Raw genomic sequence first — 5,806 nt, 5'->3', positions numbered from 1 at the left:
AGAGACACAGGCCGAAGCAAAAGAGACCGTGTCGTCAATGCTATTTGAATTAGCGGACGCTAGAAGAGGCAAGGCGACGATTATCACGTCAAACGATGATTTGACCGGATTGGCGTTGAAATACGACCAGGCGGTCTTGTCACGACTAATTACGAAGGATATTAAGCACATCATCACGACGAACAAGCTTGATGATGTCAGAAAGGTTTAATAATGAACGAAGAGAAGCAATATGTGAACCGTGGATACGCGGTCGTGGCTAATTTCATGGGTGAAACACGTTACTGGAACGGTATGACCTACGATGAAGCACAACAAGATTTCATGGATAAGCAACATTACATGGGACAGATTGGGGTTAAGTCAGAAGACATCTGGATCGAGTACAACGGACAGAAGTTGCCACATATGACGCGAGCGGAAGATTTGCCAGACGTGCCACATGAATTGGCAGAGGCAATCGCTAATGATTATCGCGAGACACTAACTGGTTTCGTTAAATGGCTACGCTCAAAGCCGACTGACTGGTATTTGATTGGTCAACCTGAATTGTTGGCTAGTGCGTATATGAATGGCCACTAAGCTTGTACAGACAACAAACAGCCAAGGGTGAAAAGACTGTAAGCCCGTATGAATATGAATGAAAAATATAATTTGCAGACGCTGGTTGTGAAACAAGCTGAAAAAATGACAATGAGTGATGTTTCTGAACTAGTGGAGTTTGTATTTCACAATGATGTGGCTATGCGTTTGAAGGTTAAAACTGTACAGGGTGAAGTCAGCCTGTGGGATATTTTAGCTTATAAGTCGCCGGATTTATCTAACATCAATGACGTTATGGATCATTTTGCTGATTATTATGAAGCGCAAATTAACCAGAACTTGGTTAGCGCAGCAGTAAAGGAGTTTGGAAAATGAATAAGCATGAAGATAAGGAATTTTTAAGCATGAAAATTTCACGGCTACGTGATGGTCGGAGGATGGCTGGCATCGCTCAAAACAGCGCATGGTCAAAGTTAGGTCTCACTAGTTTGGGAGATTTGCGATCATACGAGTTCGGAATGGAAACTCCTGATGAAGCCCTGTATTTGAAGATGAGCAAACTATATGGCAAGTCAGTGAGTTGGTTAAAGGGTGGTGATGAGTAATGGGTAAGAAAACGCCAACGTATGTAGTATTCAACATGAGCATGGGAAACAATCACCACACACCAGTTGCAACAGGTGATGATCTAGATGAGTTGCTGGTGCAATATCATGGCAAGGCGTATCAAGTCATGGCAGTTAAGCCAGTATTTGAACGGGAGGAATGGTAATGCGCATTACGGGCAAGAAGATGAACGAGTACGCACAGGATCGCGATTACACGAATTGGTACGAGTTCCGTAAAGATGTTGGCTATCAGGTAGCGCAAGAGGCGTTGGAACAGATTAAGTTGGAGGAAGACTAATGGCAATTGCAGGAATTAAAGCAGTCGAGATCGATTATCTTGATGACGATGTATTTATTGAAAATGCGTGGGACGAACCAGAAGCGGAAATTCATTCTGGTTTTCCAATGAAGTTTGTTGGATATTATGAAACGCAGGTGCGCGAAATTTTAATTAAGTTTGCGAATTCTGAAAACGCAATGCGACGTGATATGACAGTTGAACAGATTGTTGATTATTTTATGGAACGTGGGGAATAAGAATGGCACATGTGATTAGCGAGGCAATCATGTGGATTGTAATTGGTATTTATGCATACTGGGCATATAAAGCTGATAAAGCGCGACGTGAATACGAACGCAAGGCACAACGTGCAGTAGCGGCGGTAGAAGGATGGCGTGATGCATATTTGAAGGTATATCACATGCGAAGTAGTGACGAAGGTGGTGAAGAAAAATGAAGATTAGCGAATTCATGGATCGACTTGACCGGCTGCGGGAATTGCATGGCGAGGTTGAAGTTATGGTGGACGTAGCGCCACATTCAGGTGAGTTTGAAGAGGCTGAGCCACACTACCTTAATGGAGTGGGATTTGTGGAGGTGTATTAATGACATTTGATGAAGCGATAAATGAGTTAGGGGCACGCGATTTTGGACGCCGAGATTTATTTGAGGTGCTGAAAGAGTTACGTGAGACGTACGCACCAACCGTTGAGATGACAAAAGCCGAAAAAGAATTGTTTACGCTACAAAAGAAGGAACTCGAAGAAGAAGGTAAGCGTGTTAATAACTTTGAGTACTTCGTTAATGCGTTAACCTTCACAAATGAGCTTAATGATCATGCGCTAGACAGGTTGCTAGATGAATATCAAACCGATAGTAAGCAGTTGATGCTGGCGTGGTTGCATCCAGAATTAATTAAGGTGGTGGAGAGTAATGGCACGAGAAATTAAGTTTAGGGCATGGCACACACCATTTAGTGGAAGTAAATTCGGTCAGAAATTTGTCTATGGAAACAAAGTGCTTTCTTTGCAAAGCATGAATCCAGATAAATATGTATTAGAGCAATTTACGGGCATGACTGATATTAACGGAGTTGAAATCTACGAGGGAGATCTGTTGAAGGACGTTGATGATGGATTTGTTATTGGCAAGGTGAAATTCTTGGATGGAATGTGGCTTGTGGCTGACAACTTCTTAAGCGACGTGCACCTTAATGAAGTCATAGGGAACATTCACGAAAACCCAGAATTAGTTAAGGCGGTGGATTGATGAATGCGAACTTACCACTATTTGAGGGACAGGCAGGGCTATTTCAAGCTAGGCTATGACCGAGAAGGCAAGCGCGTAATGCTGCGTACAACAGATAAGCGGCAGGCGTACCGAACAAGTAGCGAATGGCTAGTGAAGCATATGGTCAGTAAATGGCTAGTAGGGTACTACTATTGGGTAGAGGAAGGGTAAACAAAAAGCGCCAGACCGAAGTCCAGCGCCATGTAAAAGAATTTAAGGTAAGTTCATTTTAACATGGTTCGGAGGACGTAGGAATGGCGCTTTTACCAGCGGTGAATGAGAAGGCAACAAGAGAAGCGGTTCGAGGTTTTTTTGAAAGTGAGTGGCCACGTATCGTGAACATGGCTGATATGGGATATGTTGATTTGAAGTCAGTTGAAATTTCAGATATGCCAAGTGCGCGATCATTTGGTAATGCTAACGATGAACGATTTACCAACCACACTGACGCTGTGTACTACTACGATGCCGTTGTCCATGCCATCAAGGTTATGACACAGCCACACAGACACTTCATGTGGTTGCGCTATGTTCGACACTTAGAATGGTTGCAAGTAGAAGCGCTGACTGGTTACAGCACTCGACGTGGCCAAGAGATTATCGATGAAGCGTTTCTGTTGTTCGCTGATAAGTTTGCCGATGTTTATGATCTGCGAGTTAAAGAATAAAAAAATACAGTGTATATATAGTATGAAATTGAATATACTGTTACAATAAACTGTTTTAGTAGATTTCTAAAAGGAGGAGGCCTTTTGAAAAATAATGTAATATTGAAGCCTCTATTTAAATATCCTGGTGGGAAAAGTTCTGAATATAAATATTTTAAAAAATTTTTCCCCACATTTTCTAATTATGTCGAGCCATTTTTAGGAGGAGGGGCAGTTTTTTGGGCAACTGAGGCTGACAGATGGATCGTTAATGACTATTCATCTGAATTAATGTCAGTCTATATTTATACACAAGAACAAGATCCGATATTTCTTAACTACATCAAAGACATTGCAGATATTTGGGAACTAAAGGTTGCTATTGCCGGAGAGATTGAGCAAATTTTAACGACTTCTCTTTCAAATGAGGAAGTAACGGATTTCAACATATATAATGCCTTATATGAAGGTGTGGATTGGTTGAGCGATAGACAGGGCTTGTTGGATAATGAAATTCTGAATAGTACAAAGAGAAAGATTAAATCGCTACTGCGTGTCTCAAAAAATGCTGAGATAAAGAATTTATATGAAAATGCACTAGGCGTAATTGGATCCGCCATATATACAGATCTTAGATCAATCTACAACATAACGGCATTTTCAAAAAATCCACAGCTAAAAACTGCTTTATATCTATTTCTTAGAGAGTATTCTTATTCATCAATGTTCCGATACAATGCTTCGGGAGAGTTTAATGTTCCATTCGGTGGGAATTCTTATTCTAAGAAGAAATTTTTTGACAGATATATTCAAATGACGGATCTTAAAGTGATAAATAAGTTAGCACACACAGAATTGTTGGTTGGGGATTTTGCGGATGCGTTAATCGATGAAGAAGATACATTTATTTTTCTTGATCCGCCATACGATTCGGAGTTCAGTACCTACAACTTACATATCTTTGATGCTGCAGAGCAAAGACGGTTGCATGCGTCACTTGTTGGTATAAAAAAGTCAAAGTGGATGATGGTCATAAAATCAACGCCATTCATAGAGGAACTATATGGTGATAAAAATCTATTTTTGAATAAATTTGATAAGAATTACTCGGTAAACTTTAAAAATAGAAATGATCAAAAGGTAGAGCATTTGATTATTACAAACTATAAATTGGAGAATGTTAAAAATGGCGACAACTGAAGACGAGATTAGGAAGGGTGTTAGTTTATTATTAGAACAGTATGGGACGTTGACTACAAGTGAAGTTAAACAACTTTTGGGTACAGTGATGTTGTTTGATGAAGACGACGAACAAGAAATGTCTAATAGTAGAAATGAACCCTCGATAAAACAACGAATCGGAAATATTGTGTCTCATCAAAAAGAGAAAGTCCAAACTTACTTTGATTTTTACCAAATTGATAAACGTGACGGAATTGCTAAATGGAGCATTTTAACAGGTTTAAATACACAAGGAACATTAAGGCCGATCAACGATGAAGAGCTACAGGAGAAACAAAATATTAAGTCACGGTTTAGTACACGTAAAATTGATTGGTCAAGTTTAAATGATAGTAGAGATATTATTGGACAGGCTGGCGAAGAATTTGCTCTTCGATACGAGACGAATAGGGTACTACAATTTGCTATGGATGATACAAACAGAATTATTCATTTGAGCCTTGCACAAGGTGATGGCGCAGGATTCGACATTCTTTCTCTAAATAATAATGGATCTGTACGCTATATCGAAGTTAAAACGACAAAGAGCAATCTAGATACACCTTTCTATATGACGCAGAATGAAAAACTGTTTTTCGAATTACACAAAGACCAAGATGATCTTTATATTTATCGGGTGTATAACTTTGATCCTGAGAACAATCAAGGGAGTATCGAAGTGATTTCTGCAAAAGATTTGTTATCCAACTACAATTTTGATGCAGTAACCTATAAAGTTAGTAAAAAACTAATTTTGAAGTAGTTTTAAATTTATAATGGATTAGCAGCCCCTTTATTTCAGGTATGTTGTAATCCAGCAATTAACAAATAGGTCGGAAATCTGATGGATTTTCCGGCTTTTTATATTCAATAATTATGAGGAATTTCAATATCGCGTATACGGTGCATAAGTGCCGCATGCAAGGTGCGGGCAGTCCAAGTTATTATGATATAGTACCAAAGTTTAAATAAAGCATGTGTGGCGGAATAGGTAGACGCAGTGGCTAGGTTGTTGGTAGTTGATTGATCAACAATTATCGAATGGACCGTTGAGCAATGCTCATAAACAACAATCATGTCAGGTGCAAATCCTGACCACATGCATCACATAGCACAAAATAAATTAAAGGATAATCTTCCTTGTATTTGTTTTAAACGACACTGCCAGTTGCTATGTCTGGCGTACATACTCAAAACTATTAAGGATAAACTTTGAT

At 39.5% G+C, this 5,806-nt stretch carries 13 protein-coding genes and 1 pseudogene; all 14 read left to right on the top strand.

Going from position 1 to position 5,806, the window contains the following annotated elements; translation table 11 throughout:
* Positions 1-211, top strand: a pseudogene (locus ACJ28U_RS00295) (hypothetical protein); the annotation flags it as partial.
* 2 nt (positions 212-213) lie between these two features.
* Positions 214-582 (top strand): hypothetical protein, encoded by a 369-nt coding sequence (locus tag ACJ28U_RS00290; protein WP_407618021.1) that lies wholly within the window; start codon positions 214-216, stop codon positions 580-582.
* Positions 583-630: 48 nt separating this feature from the next.
* The gene (locus tag ACJ28U_RS00285; protein ID WP_407618020.1) at positions 631-918 is read left to right on the top strand and encodes a hypothetical protein; all 288 of its coding nucleotides are present in this window, start codon (positions 631-633) and stop codon (positions 916-918) included.
* Positions 915-1,148: a hypothetical protein gene (locus ACJ28U_RS00280; protein WP_407618019.1), complete on the top strand. Its 234-nt coding sequence runs from the start codon at positions 915-917 to the stop codon at positions 1,146-1,148. Before ACJ28U_RS00285 ends, ACJ28U_RS00280 begins: the two co-directional genes overlap by 4 nt.
* Entirely contained in the window at positions 1,148-1,315 is a 168-nt protein-coding gene (locus ACJ28U_RS00275) for a hypothetical protein (protein WP_407618018.1), read from the top strand. The genes ACJ28U_RS00280 and ACJ28U_RS00275 overlap by 1 nt, the downstream gene beginning before the upstream one ends.
* Entirely contained in the window at positions 1,315-1,449 is a 135-nt protein-coding gene (locus ACJ28U_RS00270; RefSeq protein ID WP_407618017.1) for a hypothetical protein, read from the top strand. Before ACJ28U_RS00275 ends, ACJ28U_RS00270 begins: the two co-directional genes overlap by 1 nt.
* The gene (locus ACJ28U_RS00265; protein ID WP_407618016.1) at positions 1,449-1,688 is read left to right on the top strand and encodes a hypothetical protein; all 240 of its coding nucleotides are present in this window, start codon (positions 1,449-1,451) and stop codon (positions 1,686-1,688) included. The genes ACJ28U_RS00270 and ACJ28U_RS00265 overlap by 1 nt, the downstream gene beginning before the upstream one ends.
* Before the next feature lie 2 nt (positions 1,689-1,690).
* Positions 1,691-1,888: a hypothetical protein gene (locus ACJ28U_RS00260; protein ID WP_407618015.1), complete on the top strand. Its 198-nt coding sequence runs from the start codon at positions 1,691-1,693 to the stop codon at positions 1,886-1,888.
* Complete coding sequence (locus ACJ28U_RS00255; protein WP_407618014.1) at positions 1,885-2,037, top strand: hypothetical protein; 153 nt, start codon at positions 1,885-1,887, stop codon at positions 2,035-2,037. Before ACJ28U_RS00260 ends, ACJ28U_RS00255 begins: the two co-directional genes overlap by 4 nt.
* On the top strand, positions 2,037-2,381 hold the full coding sequence (locus tag ACJ28U_RS00250; protein WP_407618013.1) for a hypothetical protein: 345 nt from the start codon (positions 2,037-2,039) through the stop codon (positions 2,379-2,381). The genes ACJ28U_RS00255 and ACJ28U_RS00250 overlap by 1 nt, the downstream gene beginning before the upstream one ends.
* Positions 2,365-2,700: a YopX family protein gene (locus ACJ28U_RS00245; RefSeq protein WP_407618012.1), complete on the top strand. Its 336-nt coding sequence runs from the start codon at positions 2,365-2,367 to the stop codon at positions 2,698-2,700. The genes ACJ28U_RS00250 and ACJ28U_RS00245 overlap by 17 nt, the downstream gene beginning before the upstream one ends.
* Before the next feature lie 275 nt (positions 2,701-2,975).
* Positions 2,976-3,389, top strand: coding sequence for an ArpU family phage packaging/lysis transcriptional regulator (locus ACJ28U_RS00240; protein WP_407618011.1), 414 nt, complete (start codon positions 2,976-2,978; stop codon positions 3,387-3,389).
* An 84-nt stretch (positions 3,390-3,473) separates the two neighbouring features.
* A complete protein-coding gene (locus ACJ28U_RS00235) occupies positions 3,474-4,568 on the top strand; it encodes a DNA adenine methylase (RefSeq protein ID WP_407618010.1) in 1,095 nt (364 codons plus the stop codon).
* Complete coding sequence (locus ACJ28U_RS00230) at positions 4,555-5,352, top strand: DUF3883 domain-containing protein (RefSeq protein WP_407618009.1); 798 nt, start codon at positions 4,555-4,557, stop codon at positions 5,350-5,352. The genes ACJ28U_RS00235 and ACJ28U_RS00230 overlap by 14 nt, the downstream gene beginning before the upstream one ends.
* Positions 5,353-5,806: the final 454 nt, after the last annotated feature.

This window comes from Weissella sp. MSCH1 (genome assembly GCF_045799135.1).
Lineage (GTDB): Bacteria > Bacillota > Bacilli > Lactobacillales > Lactobacillaceae > Weissella.
This window is presented reverse-complemented; position numbering and strand designations above follow the sequence as displayed.